Source organism: Ensifer sp. Root127 (assembly GCF_001425225.1).
GTDB classification, from domain to species: domain Bacteria; phylum Pseudomonadota; class Alphaproteobacteria; order Rhizobiales; family Rhizobiaceae; genus Ensifer; species Ensifer canadensis.
The window spans coordinates 230,838-249,022 of record NZ_LMDX01000044.1; the positions used below are offsets into that span (position 1 = coordinate 230,838).

Genomic DNA, 18,185 nt, shown 5'->3' on the forward strand with positions numbered 1-18,185 from the left:
CTCGCCGGCCTCGTTCGGCGCCGGCTTCCAACATCGCAACCGGAGGACATAAGATGGCAGGCCATCACGGCAAATTCGTCTGGTACGAACTGATGACGACGGACACCAAGGCGGCAGAAACCTTCTACAAGGACGTCGTGGGGTGGGACGCCCGCGACGCCGGCATGCCCGGCGTCAGCTATACCCTGTTTACGAAAGGTGAGCGGCAAGTCGCGGGCCTGATGACCATGCCCGAAGGCGCGCTCGAGATGAACGTGCCCCCCGCATGGCTCGGCTATATCGGTGTCGAAGATGTCGATGCGGCGGCGGCAACGGTTGCTGCCAAGGGCGGCAAGATCCACCGTGCGCCCGACGACATCCCCGGCATCGGCCGCTTCGCCATCGCCACCGACCCGCATGGCGCGGTTTTCGCCCTGTTTACCGGCATCGGCGACCCGCCGCCCGCCGTTGACCCAATGATGCCGGGCCAGATCGGCTGGCATGAACTGATGTCCGGCGACCTCGACACGGCCTTCCCCTTCTATGCCGAGGTCTTCGGCTGGACCAAGGATCACGCCATGGATATGGGGGAAATGGGCACCTATCAGATCTTTGCAATCGACGGCGTGCAGGCCGGGGGCATGATGACCAAGCCGAAGGACATCCCGTCCCCCTATTGGCTCTATTACATCAACGTCGCAGCGCTCGACACGGCCATAGAGCGTATCAAATCCGGTGGTGGCAAGATCGTCCTTGAGCCCTTGGAAGTACCGGGCGGAGCCTGGATCATCCAGGCGCTCGACCCGCAAGGCGCACTCTTCGCTCTTGCCGGCCAGAGAGGCTGAACGCAATCGCGATCGAAACGGACCTGCCTGACGTCCATCGATGGGCTCCAGGCAGGCCGATGATCACCGCTCATCTGGCAGGCGCCCTGCAATCGGCGCCCGGCGTGCGCCGCACGCATCCCTCAGTTGCGGTTTAACCCATGGTATTTTAGGGTATTTCAGGGATATTTAACACCTTATGCGATAGTACATGCGGCATGTATCACTGATCGCGGAAAGCATTCCTTCTCCGCGACAAGAAATTGTCGCGACTCCGGCACGATAGCCGGTAGCATTGGTGGACCAACTTCGCGCAAATGACCAATCACACCAACAATGAGCTCCAGCGCGGCGAGAACGGTCGCAACCTTCGCTCAGCGAAGATGCTGCGCCGCAAACTGCAGTGGCTGATCGCCATCGTGGTCGCCTGTACGGGTGTGCTTGCCACCGAAATCATCGCCGCGTCCTATTCCGACTTCGTTGTTGCTCGACGCAACCTTGCGGAAGTCATCGCGTTCTGTCGTGTTCTGAACACGGCAACCTATCTCTCGGCCGAGCGTGGGCCGTCGAATGGGGTGATGGGCATCGGCGTCGGCCCGGGTTCTCCGGTTCAGGCGCGCCTTGTCGAGTTTCGGGCGCGCAGCGACGCAGCCCTTGCCGAGATCGTCGCCGGCGCGACCGATGGCAGCCGGTCGGAGCCGGCGACGGCACTTTCTCCCATTCTTGCCGAAGTCCAGCGTCGCCTTCAGCTCGGCCGTGCCGAGATCGATCGCATCGCCGCCCTGCCGCCGGAACGCCGCGACCTCAAGGAAATCCAGATGGCGATCGAAGGCATGTTTGCGGTGATCGACGCAATGCGCCCCGCCTTCGACTGGAACATCCAGCGCTTGACCAACACCGATCCTGATCTGGCGGGCATCGCCATCGCCGCCCATATGCTCGCCAATCTGCGCGAGGATGGCGGTCGGCTCGCGTCCCAGGTCATGGCTCCGGTCGCGGTCGGAAGACCGCTGGAAGCCAAGAACATCGCCGACAGCGAGCGAACCCGCGGTCGCCTGCAGGAAATCTGGTCCGTCGTCGGCAAGCCGGGCGCATTGCCCGGGCTGAAGCCGAAGAACATCGCCGATATCGCTGCGATCGAGCACCAGTTCTTCGGCGAAGGTTTTGCCATCGTCGACAGCGTCGTTTCGGTCGGCAGGCATACCGGGCATTACCCGATGACAGCGGAGCAATTCACCGACCGCTACGTTCCGAAGATGAAGCCACTCGAGATCCTTCGCCGCGATTTCATGGATGCCACGGTCGAGAGGCTCGCCAGCAGCAAGACGCAGGCTTCGGTCAAGCTGGCGATCGCCACCACCGCAACCTTCGCCCTGTTCATCGTTCTTCTCGTTCTCATGCGCCGCGCGCGATCGCTGGTCTTCGAGCCGCTGCTGCTTGCGCGCCACAGCATCATCGAGCTTGCCCATGACCGCCCGATCGCCCGATTGAGCGGCAAGGGCGGCGAAGGCGAAATGGGACGGCTGTTCGATGCGATCGACGTGCTGCGTCAGAGGCTCGACGAGCGCACGCTCCTGATGAAGCACCTCGAACGCCAGGCCGAGACCGACGAACTGACCGGTCTGCTCAACCGTCGCGCGCTGGAACTCATCGGCGGCGCCGAGGATGCGGCGGGTAACGACAAGAACGCCTGCCTGATCCTCATGGACATCGATCACTTCAAGCAGATCAACGACACCCACGGCCATCTTGTCGGCGACATCGTGCTGAAGGAAACCGCCCGCATCATCCGCTATTCCGTGCGCTCGTCCGATCTCGTCGCGCGTTTCGGCGGCGAGGAATTCGCCGTCATTACCCCAGGCGACGATCTCGAGGCAGCGCGCGCCCTTGCCGAACGCATCAGGTCCAATCTTGCGCGCGCGCCAATCACCTTTGCCGACGGCAAGGAGCTGAACGTCACCGCAAGCTTCGGCGTCGCCGGGGCCGACGCCAATCCGGGCTGGAAAGGCCTGATCGAAAGCGCCGACACCGAGCTCTACCGCGCGAAATCCGAAGGACGCAATCGCGTCTGCGGCTGACCCGACAGCCGGACACCCCGTCTCCTCGTCACCCGGACAACCGTGCTCGCGCTGCCAGAAAATCGAGCATCACCCTGACGCGGGACGGAAGCGCCCCGCCCTGGCCCTGAAACACGGCGTGAAAGGTCTCGCGGTCCCCCGGATTGAGATGCTCGACCAGCGGCACCAGCCGGCCGGCATCGATGTCATCCCTAACGGTAAAGGTCGCCATCCGTGCCAGTCCAACGCCGGCAAGCACCAGCCGGCGCAACCCCTCCCCGTCGCTCACGCGCAGCTTCTCGCTCGGCGGCAGCAATATCGCTTCGCCATTGGACAATAGCGGCCAGCCGTCGACGGACCTGATATAGCTGAGGCTTAGGCGATTGTGCGCCATCAGCGCGTCAAGGCTCTCGGGCCTGCCGCAGCGCTCGAGATAGGACGGCGCCCCAACGATGGTCATCGACGTGCTGCCGAGCTTGCGTGCAATCAGCCTCGAGGCTTTGAGCGGACCGGCGCGGATTGCGATGTCGACGCGCTCCGCCATGAGGTCGACGACGGCATCGGTCTGGATGATGTCAACCGAAAGCTCCGGATAGGCGCTCAGAAATTCCGGCAGCAGCGGCATCAGCACATGCGTGGCAAACGATGCGCTGGCGTTGAGACGAACGCGGCCCGCCGGTGCATCGCCAGCAGCCGCCTGTCTCTCCGCGTCATCGATATCGGCGAGAATGCGGGCCGCTCGCTCGTGGAAGGCGCAGCCCTCCGGCGTCAATTGCAGTTGCCGCGTCGACCGGTTGATCAGCCGAACGCCGAGCCTTTCTTCCAGCCGCTGCACCAGCTTGCTCACCGCCGATGGCGTCATGCAGCATTCGCGTGCCGCCGCCGAGAAGCCGCCGAGCTCGACAGCCCTGACGAAGACGGCCATTTCGCCGGATCGGTTGATCGAATTTCGCGACATGTGACTTCAACTCACAAATGATGTTCCTGCAGACGGTCTACCTCTCAAATGCCAGAGACACCACCTTCCTCCTGCCAATGCAGGCACGAACGCAACGAGGAGTTAGAATGATGGAATACAGACGGCTTGGCTCATCAGGATTGAAGGTTCCAGCGCTCAGTTTCGGCGCCGGCACCTTCGGCGGCAAGGGCCCGCTTTTCAGCGCCTGGGGCAACAGCGACAATGCCGAGGCACGCCGTCTTGTCGACATCTGCATCGAGGCCGGCGTCAATCTTTTCGACACGGCAGACGTCTATTCCGACGGTGCCTCCGAAGAGGTGCTCGGCGCAGCCATCAAGGGACGGCGCAACGACGTGCTGATCTCCACCAAGATGTCACTGCCGATGGGCGACGGTCCGAACGATGCCGGTTCGTCGCGCTCGCGGTTGATCAAGGGGATCGACGATGCCCTGCGCCGCCTCGGCACCGACACCATCGACCTGATGCAATTGCACGCCTTCGATGCCGGCACGCCGGTCGAAGAGGTGCTTTCGACGCTCGATACCTTGGTGCGCGCCGGCAAGCTGCGCTACGTCGGCGTTTCCAATTTCGCCGGGTGGCAGCTTATGAAGTCGCTCGCCGCGGCGGAAAAACAAGGATATCCGCGCTACGTCGCCCATCAGGTCTATTACTCGCTGGTCGGACGCGACTATGAATGGGAACTGATGCCGCTTGGGCTCGACCAGGGCGTCGGCGCACTCGTCTGGAGCCCGCTCGGTTGGGGCCGCCTGACCGGCAAGATCAGACGTGGCCAGCCCTGGCCGGAAGGAAGCCGCCTGCACGATACCGCCTCCTTCGGCCCGCCGGTCGATGACGACAAGCTCTACGATATCGTCGACGTGCTCGACGAGCTGGCGGCTGAGACCGGCAAGACCATCCCGCAGATCGCCATCAACTGGCTGCTGCAGCGCCCGACGGTGTCGAGCGTCATCATCGGCGCCCGCAATGAAGAGCAGTTGCGCCAGAACCTGGGTGCCGTCGGCTGGTCGCTGACACCTGACCAGATTGCACGGCTCGACAAGGCCAGTCAGAAGACGCCCACCTACCCGCACTTCCCCTATCACCTCCAGGAAGGCTTCGCCCGCCTGAACCCGCCGGCAGTGTGAACGCCTCCGCCCGCCGATCGACGCGCCGGAGAAATCCGGCGCTGTCTTTCGCGCTTGCTTTCTCCCTTCGCATTGCACAAACTTCCTTTGAATGGCGGCGCTAGACTTGCCATCAAGGGGACAAAATCCGGTATGTCGATCAAGGCAAGTATCTACCACCTGACCCACTATACCTATGACCGCCCGATCAGGCTTTCACCGCAGATCATCCGGTTGAAACCGGCGGCCCACTCCAAGACCAAGGTCATCAGCCACTCGCTGAAAGTTTCGCCTGCCAACCACTTCGTCAATCTGCAGCAGGACCCCTACGGTAACTATCTCGCCCGTTACGTCTTTCCGGATCCGGTGACCGAACTGAAGGTCGAAGTCGATCTCGTCGCCGACATGACCGTCTACAACCCCTTCGACTTCTTCATCGAGGAAGAGTCCGAGCACTGGCCCTTCGCCTATCCTGAGGACCTGATCGACGACCTGAAGATCTACATGACGCCGGAACCGATGGGGCCGGCTGTGTCCGCGTTCATGGCGACCGTCGACCGCTCAAGGCAACGGACCATCGACATGGTCGTCGGCCTCAATGCCCGGCTCCAGCAGGACGTCGGCTACGTCATCCGCATGGAGCCGGGTGTCCAGCCGCCGGAGGAAACGCTGACGTCGGCCAGAGGGTCGTGCCGCGATTCGAGCTGGCTGTTCGTCCAGATCCTGCGCAATCTGGGTTATGCCGCCCGCTTCGTCTCGGGCTACCTCATCCAGCTGGCGCCCGATCTCAAGGCGCTCGACGGCCCGTCCGGCACCGAACACGATTTTACCGACCTGCATGCCTGGGCCGAGGTTTATCTGCCCGGCGCCGGCTGGGTCGGGCTTGACCCGACCTCCGGCCTTCTGACCGGCGAAAGCCATATTCCGCTCGCCGCCACGCCGCATTACCGCAACGCCGCCCCGATTTCCGGCGGCTTCTTCGGCGATCTTGAAACTCGTACCGACTTTGCCTTCGACATGAAGGTCTCGCGCGTCGCCGAGCATCCGCGCATCACCAAGCCGTTCTCCGATGAAAGCTGGCAGGCCCTCAACGCGCTCGGCGAGCAAGTCGACCAGGTGCTGTCCGAAAACGACGTGCGCCTGACGATGGGCGGCGAGCCGACCTTCGTATCGATCGACGATTTCGAAGCAGAGGAATGGAACACCGAAGCTGTCGGGCCGACCAAGCGCGAGAAGGCGGATATCCTCATCCGTCGGCTGCGCGAACGCTTCGCGCCCGGCGGTTTTCTGCATTACGGCCAGGGCAAGTGGTATCCGGGCGAAAGCCTGCCGCGCTGGACCTTCTCGCTCTACTGGCGAAAGGACGGCGTGCCGATCTGGCGTCAGGCCGATCTCATTGCCGAGGAGAACGGCCAGCATGACGTGACGGCAGAAGATGCCGAACGCCTGCTGCATGTGGTGGCAGCCGAATTGAGCGTGCCGACTGAGATGGTCGTGCCGGCTTTCGAAGACCCGGCCGATTGGCTGCTCAAGGAAGCAAACCTTCCCGACAACGTCGATCCGGCCAATTCCAAGCTGAAGGATCCAGAGGAACGCAGCCGCATGGCCCGCGTGTTCGAGCGCGGCCTGACGGCACCGACCGGCTACGTGCTGCCGGTGCAGGCCTGGAATGCGCGTGCCACCGGCGTGCGGTGGATGAGCGAGAAGTGGCAGACCCGCCGCGGCCGCATCTTCCTCGTTCCAGGCGACAGCCCCGTCGGCTATCGCCTGCCGCTCGGCGCCCTGCCCTATGTCGCTCCGTCCGCCTATCCCTATATCCATCCGGTCGACCCGACCGTTCCGCGCGACGATCTGCCCGATTTCGCCGAAACCAGCGCCCGCCCGCAGCATTCGCGCTTCCAGGCCTCGGAAGCGCCTGAAACCCCGCAACCCCAGCCACGCGACGAGATCGCCGGGCTGGTGCGCACGGCGATCAGTGTCGAGCCGCGCGACGGCAGGCTCTGCGTCTTCATGCCGCCGACGACGAGCATCGAGGAATATCTCGACCTGATCGCTTCGACCGAACGGGCCGCCGCCGCACTCGGCCTGCCGCTTCACATAGAAGGTTACGCGCCGCCACACGACGAGCGCATCAATGTCATCCGCGTGGCACCCGATCCCGGTGTCATCGAGGTCAACATCCATCCGGCCGCCAGCTGGCAGGAGTGCGTCGATATCACCACCGCGATCTACGAAGAGGCACGTCAAAGCCGGCTCGGCGCCGACAAGTTCATGATCGACGGCCGCCACACCGGCACTGGCGGCGGCAATCACGTCGTCGTCGGCGGCGCCAATCCCAATGACAGCCCGTTCCTGCGCCGGCCCGACCTGTTGAAGAGCATTGTCCTCTATTGGCAGCGCCATCCGTCGCTCTCCTACCTGTTCTCCGGCATGTTCATTGGGCCGACCAGTCAGGCCCCGCGCATCGACGAGGCTCGGCACGATCAGCTCTACGAGCTGGAGATTGCGCTCGCGCAGGTCCCGCTGCCGGGTTCCGCAACACCGCCGCCCCTGCCCTGGCTGGTCGACCGGCTGTTCCGCAACCTGCTCGTAGACGTCACCGGCAACACCCACCGTGCCGAAATCTGCATCGACAAATTGTTTTCGCCGGACGGGCCGACCGGTCGCCTCGGCCTCGTCGAATTCCGCGGCTTCGAGATGCCGCCCAATGCCCGTATGTCGCTTGCCCAGCAGCTGCTGGTGCGCGCACTCATCGCCCGTTTCTGGAAGCACCCACTCGACGGCCGCTTCGTGCGCTGGGGCACGGCACTTCATGACCGCTTCATGCTGCCGCATCACGTCTGGCAGGATTTCCTCGAAGTGCTCGCCGACCTGCGCGCCCATGGGTTCGATCTTCGGCCGGAATGGTTCGAGGCCCAGCTCGAATTCCGCTTCCCCTTCTGCGGAGAGGTCGAATACGAAGGCGGCAGGCTGGAAATCCGTCAGGCACTGGAGCCTTGGCATGTCATGGGCGAACAGGGGGCGATCGGCGGCACCGTGCGCTATGTCGACAGCTCCGTCGAGCGGCTGCAGGTCAGGCTCGACACGCCAAATCCCGAGCGCTACACCGTCACCTGCAACGGCCGTCCCGTGCCTCTCGCCAAGACGGGTGTCAATGGCAGCGCCGTTGCCGGCGTTCGCTACAAGGCCTGGCAACCGGCCGCTGGCCTTCACCCGGTTTTGCCCGTGAACACTCCCCTTACATTCGATATCTATGATACATGGTCGAATCGGGCGATTGGCGGATGCGTCTACCATGTCGCCCATCCGGGCGGGCGCAGTTACGAGACATTTCCGGTCAACGGCAACGAGGCAGAAGCGCGGCGACTGGCGCGGTTCGAGCCCTGGGGCCACACCCCGGGAGGCTACCTGCTTCATCCGGAAAGCCCGTCGATGGAATTTCCGATGACGCTTGATCTCAGGCGTCCGCCAGGAGCGTAAATGGCGAAGAAGCAGACAGCAGCGGCAGGCCGGCTGGGCATCGATGACGATCCGGTCTTCGGCTACCGTGCACTTCCAGGCATCGCCGACGAAATGCTCGACGCGCACGGCAATGTCCGGCCCGTCTGGCAGCGGCTGCTTTCGACGCTCGGCCGCCTCGACGAAACGGACCTTGTCAATCGCTTCGCACGCGCCGACCGCTATCTGCGCGACGCCGGCGTCTTCTATCGGGTCTATGGCGGCAAGGACAGCTCGGAGAGAAGCTGGCCGCTGTCGCATATCCCGGTCCTGATCGACGAGCACGAATGGGCGACGGTCTCGCAAGGCCTCGTCCAGCGTGCCGAACTTCTGGAGAAGGTCGTCGCAGACGTCTACGGCGAAAACCGCCTGGTGCGCGAAGGCCTGCTGCCGCCGGCATTGATCGCCTCCAACCCCGATTTTCTCCGACCGCTCGTCAGCGTCAAACCGGCCGATGGCCATTTCCTGCAATTCATCTCCTTCGAGATCGGCCGTGGGCCTGATGGTAACTGGTGGGTCCTCTCGGATCGCACAGAGGCGCCGTCCGGTGCCGGCTTCGCGCTGGAAAACCGGGTCGCCACCACGCGTGCCTTCTCCAATCTCTATGCCGAAACGCATGTGCATCGCCTCGCCGGCTTCTTCGGCGCCTTCCGCGACACGCTGCAGGCGCGCAAGCTGCATCCGGACGATCGCATCGCCGTGCTCTCGCCCGGGATCGCCAACGAGACCTATTTCGAGCACGCCTATATCGCCCGCTATCTCGGCTTCATGCTTCTGGAAGGCGAAGACCTGACTGTTGTCGGCGGACGGGTGATGGTGCGCACGGTCGCCGGGCTGAAGCCGGTCGGCGTGCTCTGGCGCCGCCTCGACGCCGCCTTCGCCGATCCGCTGGAATTGAACCAGTCGTCGCACATCGGCACCCCCGGCATCGTCGAGGCTCTGCGGGCCGGTTCCGTCGCGATCGTCAACGCGCTCGGCTCCGGCATCGTCGAAACGCGCGCCTTCCTCGCCTTCCTGCCGGCCATCTGCCGGCATCTACTCGGCGAGGAACAGAAGCTGCCATCGATCGCCACCTGGTGGTGCGGCCAGACATCCGAGCGTGCGCAGGTCGCCGCCAATATCGAGCGCATGGTCATCGGCCCGGCCTATGCGACGCGCCCGTTCTTCGACGACAACGGCCAGTCGGTGCTCGGAGCGTCACTGGGCGAAAAGGACAAGGCGTCGATCTCCGATTGGCTCGATGCCGAGGCCGGAAAACTTGTCGGCCAGGAGGCGGTCACGCTGTCGACCACGCCGGCCTGGGTGCGCGGCCGCCTGACGCCGCGCCCGATGAGCCTGCGCGTTTTTGCCGCCCGCACCCGCGATGGCTGGCAGATCATGCCCGGCGGCTTTGCCCGCATCGGATCCGGCGACGATGTTGCCGCGATCGCCATGCAGGCCGGCGGCACGGCGGCCGACGTCTGGATCGTCAGCGACCGGCCGGTCGAACGCACCACCTTGCTGCCGGCCGAGGAAAGCTTCACCCGCAACATGCCGGGAAGCCTGCCGAGCCGGGCGGCCGACAACCTGTTCTGGCTTGGCCGCTATATCGAGCGCGCGGAAGGGGCGTTGCGCATCCTGCGCGCCTGGCACGGCCGGTTTGCCGAGACTGCCGACCCGAGCCTGCCGCTGCTTCAGGACGTCACCGATTATCTTGCCGCCCTCGATATCGATACCCGCCAGGCGGTGCCCGACAGCCTGCTGGCCAATATCGCAAGCGCGCTCTTCAGCGCCGGCAACATCCGCGACCGCTTCTCGCCGGACGGCTGGCTGGCGCTCAACGATCTGTCGCAGACGGCACGAAAGTTTCATGCGACCGTGCAGTCGGGCGACGATGCCACCCGCGCCATGACCGTGCTTTTGCGCAAGCTCGCTGGGTTTGCCGGTCTCGTGCACGAAAACATGTATCGCTTTACCGGCTGGCGCTTTCTGTCGATCGGCCGCTACATCGAACGTGGGCTGCACATGACGCGGCTGCTTGGTCATATGTCCGGCCCCGACGCCCCCGATGGCGCCTACGACATGCTGCTTGAGATCGGCGACAGCGTCATGACCCACCGCCGGCGCTACAACGTCAACACCGCGGCACTCACCGTGACCGACCTGCTGGCGCTCGACCCGCTCAACCCACGCTCGGTGCTCTACCAGCTGAACGAGATCAAGACCGAGGTGGAGCTTCTGCCGAACGCCTATGTCAACGGCCAGATGTCGCCCTTCTACCGCGAGGCGATGCGCCTGCATTCCGGCCTTGCGGTCATGACGCCGGAGGCGATGAACCTCGGCGTCTACAACAGGCTGGAGCGGGACCTGGAAGCGCTCTCCAATATTCTCGCCAACACCTATCTCGGCTGACCGGCAGGATACACCCATGCTCTATGATATCAGCCTGAAGATCACCTACGGCTACGAAGTGCCGGTGTCCGGCGGGCGCCACCTCGTGCGCGTCATGCCGGCGACGCTGCCCGGCCGGCAGCGGCTCGTCGTCGGCTCGCTCAGTTGTCACCCGATGCCGGCGGAACGCTCCGAAAGCGTCGATTTCTTCGCCAATCCCTTCACCGCGATCCTGTTTCGCTCCGCCCATGACGACCTCGTGATCCGCATGCAGGCGCGGGTGCAGGTGGAGCCGTTGCCGCTGACGGCCGACTTTTCGGCCGATCTGTCGCGCCTGCCGACGGAGCTCGCCGCCTCGTGGTCCGTCGACCCGGAAGCGCCGCATCATTTCATCGGCCCCAGTCCGCTTCTGACGGAGGTCCCGGAGATTGCGGCCTACGCACAAGCCGTGGTCACTCCCGGGATGACGATCCGCCAGATCGCAACGGCAATCTGCGCCCGCATCCACCGGGACTTCGTCTACGACGCCGAGGCGACGACGGTAAGCACCACACCGGCGGAAGCATTCGAACTCAAACGCGGTGTCTGCCAGGATTTCACCCATGTGATGATCGTGGCGCTCAGGAGCCTCGGCATTCCCGCTGGGTATGTTAGCGGATTCTTGAGAACGATTCCTCCCGCCGGCAAGGAGCGCCTGGAAGGGGCTGACGCCATGCACGCATGGGTTCGTATCTGGTGTGGCACCACCGCTGGTTGGCTTGAACTCGATCCGACCAACAATATCCCTGCTGGAACCGACCATATCGTCGTCGGTCATGGTCGCGACTACGGCGACGTTGCACCCGTCATCGGCGTGCTGAAGAGCTATGGCGGGCAGAAGACCGAACAGGCCGTTGACGTCATTCCGGTCACCTGACCCGATTTGAGACACGACGTTCCCGTTTTCGCACGCCTCCGTGTCGCGTGAACCCGCTGTAACCACTGGTTTTCCTGCATTCCGCTAAAATTGAATCGATCGCCTGAACGATATCGTAAGTCACCCCCGCTAATGTCCCCCTCAAGCTTGCAACGCGTTCCTTGGGGTGTGCAGAGATGGGAAAACGATCCACGATCAACCGGTCCTTCATGGCTATGCTGAAGGACCGCGGCGGCAATTTCGGCATGATGGCGGCTTTGGCAACGCCATTGATACTTGCGGCCGGTGGCGTCGCCATCGACCTGGCGAACATGGTGACGATGAAGAACCAGATGCAAGATGCGGCCGACGCCGCAGCGTTGGCCGCAGCGTCTGCACTGGTGTCGAAAACTCCGCCTACGCCGGAAGAGGCCAAGGAAATCGCATTGAACTTCCTGAAGGCTCAGTCCACGGCCGCAGGCAGTGCCACTGACGGCTGGGGCGAGAATGGCGGAACTGCGGCATCGTTCAAATCCGCCGCCGATCCGGCCGCAGAAGACAAGCCGCCCGTCGATGAGGCAACCGTCGACATCATCGAGGGCAGCAACGGCGCGACGGGCAAGACCTTCAAAGTCTCGATCGTCAACAAGCACACGATCGAATTCAACGCGATGACCCGCCTGCTCGGGCGGAAATGGACCCAGCTCGAAACCCGGGCCACCGCGGACAGCGCAACCGAAACCAAGAACGCGCTGTCGATGTATCTCGTGCTCGATCGCTCCGGCTCGATGGCCTGGAAGACCAACGCGTTGGACACGACGAAAACGTCGTGCGCCAACTACACCGAGGACAACTGGAGCAAGTATCCGAACCTGAAGGCGACCAAGCCCTGCTACGTCACCAAGGTCGATGCGCTCAAGACCGCGGTCAAGGATCTGCTCGCGCAGTTGAAGATTGCCGACCCGAAGGATCTCTATGTCCGCACGGCAGCCGTTTCCTACAATTCGGCGCAGGATACGGCCGGTAATCTCGATTGGGGCACGACGGGAACGGCAACCTATGTCAACGCCCTCGTTGCAACCGGCGGCACAGCATCGGGCAATGCCTTTAAGACCGCATACAACAAGGTCACTGCCGCGACGGAAAATACCGCGCACAAGGCCAAGAACGGTCAGGTACCGACAAAATACATCGTGTTCATGACCGACGGCGACAACAACAACACGAGCGACGACACGACGACACTGACGTGGTGCGATACGGCACGCAAGAACAACATCCAGGTCTATACCGTCGCCTTCATGGCACCGGACCGCGGCAAAGCACTGCTCAAGTCCTGCGCCACCACCACCGCCAACTACTTCCAGGCGGAAGAAGCCGCCGACCTGATCGCGGCCTTCAAGGCGATCGGCGAGAAGGCTTCGGCCATGGCGACCCGCCTGACCAAGTAAACAACAAAAGCGCGCACCACTGTGCCGCCCGGTCCCGCCGGGCGGCATTTTTCGTTCGCGCAATCGTCAAGCCCATGGCTCTTCGTCGCGTATCCCTTCTATTCAGGCAATTCTAATCCTTTTAAAAACAGCTGTTGCAAGCGCTTCGGATCGATGCATAAATTGCCCATCCCCGGTCGGTTCCGGCCTGCGACCTCCCAACGCAAAAGGGTAAGACAGTTCTGATGATGAACAAGATTTCCGCCAACGAACTGCCGCAGCCCGCACTTCGTTCTTCCGAACCCGATCAGCTTGCCGTCGAAATTCTCGAACGCCTGAAGTATCGTATCGGTAAGGATCCGAAGGTCGCCAAGCCGCATGACTGGCTGACCGCGGCTATCCTCGTGGTGCGCGACCGCATCACCGACAAGTGGATGGATTCGACCCGCCAGACCTACGCGACCGGTGCCAAGCGCGTCTATTATCTGTCGCTGGAGTTCCTTATCGGCCGCCTGATGCGCGATGCCATGACCAATATCGGCCTGATGGAGGAGATGCGCGATGCGCTCGCCTCGCTCGGTGTCGATATCGATGTCATCGCCCTGCTCGAGCCCGACGCAGCACTCGGCAATGGTGGTCTCGGCCGTCTTGCAGCCTGTTTCATGGAATCGATGGCGACGGTGGACGTTCCAGCCTATGGCTACGGCATCCGCTACATGCACGGCCTGTTCCGCCAGCAGATGGCCGATGGCTGGCAGGTAGAGCTGCCGGAGACCTGGCTTGCCCATGGCAATCCCTGGGAGTTCGAGCGGCGCGAAAGCTCCTATGAGATCGGCTTCGGCGGCGTTGTCGAAACCGCCAATGTCGACGAGGAGATCCAGCGCTTCGTGTGGAAGCCGGCCGAGCGTGTGATCGCCACCGCTTTCGACACGCCTGCCGTCGGCTGGCGCGCCAAGCGCGTCAATACGCTCAGGCTCTGGACGGCGCAGCCGATCGACCCGATCCTGCTCGATGCCTTCAATGCCGGCGACCACATCGGCGCGCTGCGCGAAAGCAACAAGGCCGAAAGCCTGACCCGCGTGCTCTACCCCGCCGACGCGACGCCCGCCGGCCAGGAGCTTCGCCTGCGCCAGGAATATTTCTTCTCGTCCGCGTCTCTGCAGGACATCCTGCGCCGCCACCTGCAGCAGTATCCCGACTTCACCTCGCTGCCCGATGCCGTCGCGATCCAGCTCAACGATACGCATCCGGCGGTCTCGATTGCCGAACTGATCCGGCTGCTGACGGATCTGCACGGCCTAGATTTCGAACAGGCCTGGGAGATCACCCGCCGGACCATTTCCTACACTAACCACACGCTTTTGCCCGAAGCGCTCGAAAGCTGGCCCGTGCCGCTCTTCGAACGTCTGCTACCGCGCCACATGCAGATCGTCTATGCGATCAACGCCAAGATCCTGATCGAGGCGCGCAAGCAGAAGGGCGCCACCGACCAGGAAATCCGCAACATCTCGCTGATCGACGAAAGCGGCGACCGCCGGGTGCGCATGGGCAACCTTGCGTTTGTCGGCTCCCATTCGATCAACGGCGTGTCGGCGCTGCACACCGAGCTGATGAAGGAAACGGTCTTTGCCGACCTGCACAGGCTCTATCCAGATCGCATCAACAACAAGACCAACGGCATCACCCCCCGCCGCTGGCTGATGCAGTGCAATCCCGGCCTGTTCAGCCTGATCCGCGAGGCGATCGGCGACGAATTCATGGACAATACCGAGGCGCTGCAGGCACTCGATGCCTTCGCCGACAAACCGGATTTCCAGGAGCGTTTTGCCGCGGTCAAGCGCGCCAACAAGGTGAAGCTGGCGCAGCTTGTGCAAAGCCGCCTCGGCCTCAGGCTCGACCCGTCGGCGATGTTCGACATCCAGATCAAGCGCATCCATGAGTACAAGCGCCAGCTCCTCAATATCATCGAGGCGGTGGCGCTCTACGACCAGATCCGCTCGCATCCCGAGCTCGACTGGGTGCCGCGCGTCAAGCTGTTCGCGGGCAAGGCGGCGCCGAGCTACCACAACGCCAAGCTGATCATCAAACTGGCCAACGACGTCGCCCGCGTGGTCAACAACGACCCGGCGGTGCGCGGTCTTCTGAAGATCGTCTTCGTACCGAACTACAACGTCTCGCTGGCCGAGATCATGGTCCCCGCAGCCGACCTGTCCGAGCAGATCTCGACGGCCGGCATGGAGGCCTCCGGCACCGGCAACATGAAGTTTGCGCTGAACGGTGCGCTGACGATCGGCACGCTCGACGGCGCCAATGTCGAAATGCGCGACTGGGTCGGCGAGGAAAACATCAAGATCTTCGGCCTGACGGCCGAGGAAGTCACCAACGCCCGCGCCGAAGGCCACAATCCGCGCGCCATCATCGAAGGGTCGCGCGAGCTGTCGCAGGCGTTGCAGGCGATCGCTTCGGGTGTGTTTTCGCCCGATGACCGCAACCGCTTCACCAGCCTCGTCGATGGCCTCTACAATCACGACTGGTTCATGGTCGCGGCCGACTTCGAAGCCTATGCCCGGGCGCAGCGTGAAATCGACCAGCTGTGGACGACGCCGTCGGCGTGGTATTCGCAGGCCGTACGCAACACCGCGCGCATGGGCTGGTTCTCGTCCGATCGGACCATCCGGCAATATGCCGGGGAAATTTGGAGAGCCGGATGACCCCTTCGGCCGGCAAGGACCCGGAACCCGCAGCCGCAGCCCTGCTGTCAATGCCGGCCATTGCGGCCATTCTTTCGGGCACGCACGACGATCCCTTTGCCGTTCTTGGCGTGCATCCGGCGGGAAAAAACTACGTCGCCCGCTGCTTCATCCCGGATGCCGCTAGCGTCGTTGCGGAAACGCTGGCGGGCAAGGAACTCGGAACCCTCGAGCGGCGCGACGACGCCGGCTTCTTCGAGGGACCGGTCTCGCTGCGCAAGATCCAGCCGGTGCGTTATCGCGCCCGCAACGATGGCGGCGAGTGGATCGTCGTCGATCCCTACAGCTTCGGCCCCGTACTCGGACCGATGGACGACTACTACATCCGCGAGGGCTCGCATCTCCGGCTGTTCGACAAGATGGGCGCCCATCCGACCGACCATGAAGGCGCTCAAGGCTACCATTTCGCCGTCTGGGCCCCGAACGCCAAGCGCGTGTCGGTGGTCGGCCAGTTCAACGGCTGGGACGGGCGGCGCCATGTCATGCGGCTGCGGACCGACACCGGCATCTGGGAAATCTTCATCCCCGGTGTCGAGGCGGGCCTTGCCTACAAATACGAAATCCTTGACCGCCAAGGTACGCTGCTGCCGCTGAAGGCGGATCCCTTCGCACGCCGTTCGGAGCTTCGGCCCAACACCGCCTCGGTGACGACGCCTGAGATCGCACAGGTGTGGGAAGACGAGGCGCACCGCGCCCATTGGGCATCGACTGACGCCCGCCGCCAGCCGATCTCGATCTACGAGGTCCACGCCGGCTCGTGGCAGCGCCGCGACAATGGCGACATGCTGTCCTGGGATGAGCTCGCCGACCGGCTGATCCCCTACTGCGTCGACATGGGTTTCACCCATATCGAATTCCTGCCGATCTCCGAATTCCCCTACGATCCCTCCTGGGGCTACCAGACGACAGGCCTCTATGCGCCGACGGCACGCTTCGGCGAGCCGGAAGGGTTTGCGCGTTTCGTCAACGGCTGCCACAAAGTCGGCCTCGGCGTCATCCTCGACTGGGTGCCCGCGCATTTCCCGACCGACGAGCACGGGCTGCGCTGGTTCGACGGCACCGCGCTCTACGAGCATGAGGATCCGCGCCAGGGTTTCCACCCCGACTGGAATACGGCGATCTACAATTTCGGTCGGCAGGAAGTGCTGTCGTTCCTCGTCAACAACGCGCTCTATTGGGCGGAGAAATTCCACGTCGACGGGCTGCGCGTCGATGCCGTCGCCTCGATGCTTTACCTCGACTATTCGCGCAAACACGGCGAATGGGTGCCGAACGAATACGGCGGCAACGAGAACCTGGAGGCGGTCCGCTTCCTTCAGACGATGAACACCGAAATCTACGGCGTCCACAAAGGCATCCTGACGATCGCCGAGGAATCGACGTCCTGGCCCAAGGTGTCCCATCCGGTCCATGCCGGCGGTCTCGGCTTCGGCTTCAAGTGGAACATGGGCTTCATGCACGACACGCTGCAATACATGTCGCGCGAGCCGATCCACCGTCGCCACCACCACAACGACCTGACGTTCGGGCTGCTCTACGCCTTCAGCGAAAACTTCGTGCTGCCGCTGTCCCATGACGAGGTCGTGCACGGCAAAGGTTCGCTCATTGCCAAGATGACCGGCGACGATTGGCAGAAGTTCGCCAACCTGCGCGCCTACTACGGCTTCATGTGGGGCTACCCCGGCAAGAAGCTCCTGTTCATGGGGCAGGAGTTTGCGCAGTGGCGCGAATGGTCGGAGGAGCGCGCGCTCGACTGGAACCTGCTGGAATATCACCTGCATGAGGGCATGCGCCGACTGGTGCGCGATCTCAACGGCACCTATCGCTCGAAGCCGGCGCTGCATGCGCGCGACTGCGAAGGCGACGGATTCGAATGGCTGCTCGCAGACGACCGGGACAACTCGGTCTTTGCGTGGCTGCGCAAGGCGCCGGGTGAAAAGCTCGTCGCCGTCATCACCAATTTCACGCCCGTCTATCGGGAAAACTACACGATCCCGCTTCCGGTCGCGGGTCGCTGGAAGGAAATATTGAACACCGATGCGGAAATCTATGGGGGGAGTGGCAAGGGCAACGGCGGCGCCGTTCAGGCACAAAAGGATCAGACAGGAGCAATAGCAGCCACCATCACCTTGCCGCCTTTGGCAACGCTGATGCTGGAGCAGGACTAGAGCATCCCGCTTTCAAGTGGAATCACTGAAAGCGGATAAGATGCTCTAGAATCAAAGTGCTAGAGCGTCCTTTGTGCGTTCATCTGAACGCACCCAGGAAGTGCGAAGCGGTTTTCCGTCAGGAAATGCGCA

Annotated in this window: 10 protein-coding genes; 9 read left to right on the plus strand and 1 reads right to left on the minus strand. The window is 63.2% G+C overall.

The genetic code is table 11. The annotated features are described in order from the left end of the window. The first annotated feature begins 53 nt into the window (after nt 1–53). Together ASD03_RS30795 and ASD03_RS30800 are read left to right on the plus strand one after the other, a co-directional pair. Nucleotides 54–824, plus strand: a complete 771-nt coding sequence (locus tag ASD03_RS30795; protein WP_025424838.1) for a VOC family protein — start codon at nt 54–56, stop codon at nt 822–824. 296 nt (nt 825–1,120) lie between these two features. Then, on the plus strand, nt 1,121–2,881 hold the full coding sequence (locus tag ASD03_RS30800; protein ID WP_025424839.1) for a GGDEF domain-containing protein: 1,761 nt from the start codon (nt 1,121–1,123) through the stop codon (nt 2,879–2,881). 28 nt (nt 2,882–2,909) lie between these two features. On the opposite strand, the gene ASD03_RS30805 is transcribed toward ASD03_RS30800, so the two are convergent. Then, entirely contained in the window at nt 2,910–3,818 is a 909-nt protein-coding gene (locus ASD03_RS30805) for a LysR family transcriptional regulator (protein ID WP_025424840.1), read from the minus strand. Between the two features lie 110 nt (nt 3,819–3,928). Between ASD03_RS30805 and ASD03_RS30810 the strand changes: the two genes are divergently transcribed. The 7 genes from ASD03_RS30810 (at nt 3,929) to glgB (ending at nt 18,053) form a co-directional block, all read left to right on the plus strand. Continuing rightward, nucleotides 3,929–4,963: an aldo/keto reductase gene (locus ASD03_RS30810; protein ID WP_025424841.1), complete on the plus strand. Its 1,035-nt coding sequence runs from the start codon at nt 3,929–3,931 to the stop codon at nt 4,961–4,963. A 132-nt stretch (nt 4,964–5,095) separates the two neighbouring features. Then, nucleotides 5,096–8,422, plus strand: coding sequence for a transglutaminase family protein (locus tag ASD03_RS30815; protein WP_057217964.1), 3,327 nt, complete (start codon nt 5,096–5,098; stop codon nt 8,420–8,422). Further along, entirely contained in the window at nt 8,423–10,831 is a 2,409-nt protein-coding gene (locus tag ASD03_RS30820) for a circularly permuted type 2 ATP-grasp protein (protein ID WP_057217966.1), read from the plus strand. Between the two features lie 16 nt (nt 10,832–10,847). Further along, on the plus strand, nt 10,848–11,726 hold the full coding sequence (locus ASD03_RS30825) for a transglutaminase family protein (RefSeq protein WP_025424844.1): 879 nt from the start codon (nt 10,848–10,850) through the stop codon (nt 11,724–11,726). A gap of 176 nt (nt 11,727–11,902) precedes the next feature. Continuing rightward, on the plus strand, nt 11,903–13,156 hold the full coding sequence (locus tag ASD03_RS30830) for a TadE/TadG family type IV pilus assembly protein (protein ID WP_081788819.1): 1,254 nt from the start codon (nt 11,903–11,905) through the stop codon (nt 13,154–13,156). Nucleotides 13,157–13,383: 227 nt separating this feature from the next. Further along, nucleotides 13,384–15,846, plus strand: coding sequence for a glycogen/starch/alpha-glucan phosphorylase (locus ASD03_RS30835; protein ID WP_025424846.1), 2,463 nt, complete (start codon nt 13,384–13,386; stop codon nt 15,844–15,846). Further along, nucleotides 15,843–18,053 (plus strand): 1,4-alpha-glucan branching protein GlgB, encoded by a 2,211-nt coding sequence (glgB, locus tag ASD03_RS30840; RefSeq protein WP_057217968.1) that lies wholly within the window; start codon nt 15,843–15,845, stop codon nt 18,051–18,053. The genes ASD03_RS30835 and glgB overlap by 4 nt, the downstream gene beginning before the upstream one ends. The last annotated feature ends 132 nt before the right edge of the window (nt 18,054–18,185 follow it).